Source organism: Actinomycetospora sp. NBRC 106375 (assembly GCF_030269665.1).
Taxonomy (GTDB): Bacteria; Actinomycetota; Actinomycetes; order Mycobacteriales; family Pseudonocardiaceae; genus Actinomycetospora.
This window is the reverse complement of sequence record NZ_BSTS01000060.1, coordinates 1-1,467: the sequence shown is the minus strand read 5'-3', so window position 1 is coordinate 1,467 and position 1,467 is coordinate 1. Positions and strand designations below refer to the sequence as shown.

At 70.3% G+C, this 1,467-nt stretch carries 1 protein-coding gene; it reads right to left on the bottom strand.

What is annotated here, in order from left to right; all coding sequences use genetic code 11:
- Positions 1-176 precede the first annotated feature (176 nt).
- The gene (locus QSK03_RS32840) at positions 177-1,385 is read right to left on the bottom strand and encodes an IS701 family transposase (protein WP_502872251.1); all 1,209 of its coding nucleotides are present in this window, start codon (positions 1,383-1,385) and stop codon (positions 177-179) included.
- Positions 1,386-1,467 lie beyond the last annotated feature (82 nt).

Sequence of the window (1,467 nt, the reverse complement as noted above, 5' to 3'; positions counted from 1 at the left end):
CTAGTACTACAGCCTGAGTTGTAGTCGTCCGGCTCGGGTGCGGTAGTGGCATGCGCGGGCTCGGGCTTGGTGGCGTCGTCGCCAGAGTGACCAGGTCAAGATGCTGGTCAGGCAGCGGGTCGGGGTCCAGATCAGGTTGGTGAGCAGGTGTCGGATCTCGGCCAGGGACAGCGGGATCAGTTCGCCGAGGGTGACGGCTCGTCCCCAGGTCCCCCTTTTTCCCGAGTCGTGGTGGCGGCTCGGGTGATGGTCAGGAAGGCGTGGGCGAGCATGGCCAGGGTGATGTGGCGATACCAGCCGGGATAGCGACGGACCTGGTAATGGTCCAGGCCGACCTCGTTCTTCGCGGTCTGGAAGGTCTCCTCGATCGCCCATCGGGCACCGGCGACGCGGGCCAGCTCGCGCAGCGGGGTGTGCTTGGGTGCGGCGGCGAGGTAGTAGGCGATCTGGCTCGCGTCGCTGGGGTCGGACAGGCTGCGGCGGGCGAGCAGCCAGTAGCCGGGCCCGGCCAGCGGGCGGATCGGGGCACGGGCCCACTGGTAGACCCGCGGGCCTTTCGCGCCGGCGCCCACCGAGATCGTCGTCCAGGACTGCGGCGCGAGCGCGGCGACGGCGGCGTCGATCCTCATCTCGCCGCGGTCCTGGTCGGTGATCGTGTGGCCGGCGGGATGCACGCGCTGGTTGGAGGGCACGGCCAGCACGTAGGACACGCCGCGGCCCTCGAGCATGCCCCGCAGCGCGCTGACCTGGCCGTAAGCCTCGTCGCCGGTCACCCAGGCGGCCGGCACCCCGGCGTCGAGAGCCCGATCCAGCATGCGCCCGGCGAGCTCGGGCTTGGTCGCGAACCCCACCTCGTCGGGACCGTCGACGGGGATCCCGGCCTCAGCACACCGTGCCCGGTCCTCGAGCCAGGACTTGGGCAGGTAGAGCTCCCGGTCGAGCAGGGTCCGACCGGCGGGGGTGCTGTAGGCCAGGAACACCCCGATCTGGGCGTTCTCGATCCGCCCGGCGGTGCCGGTGTACTGGCGCTGCACCCCGGCGGACTTGGTGCCCTTCTTGAGGAACCCGGTGTCGTCGACCACCAAGACCCCCTCCGGGTCGCCGAGGTGGTCGACCACCCAGCCGCGCAGGTCGTCGCGCAGCAGGTCGGGATCCCAGTCCGCGCCGGTGAGCAGCCACTGCACCGAGTTCGGCGACGCCGCCCCCGTCGCCTCGGAGATCGTCCAGCCGTTCTTGCGTTCCAGCCCCGACATCAAGCCCTGGACATAGCCCGCAGCCCGGCTCCTGGGCTCGCTGCGCCGGAACCGCGGCGCCAGCAGCTCCTCAACCTGCGAGAACCCGTCAGCCCACGCCTCGACCTCGGCCACACCGACATCGTCGCCCACCGGCCAGACAAGATCTCATCCGACCGTCCCGACCAAGCCGACACGCCCAACAAGCCACCCATAAATCAGGCTGTAGTACTAG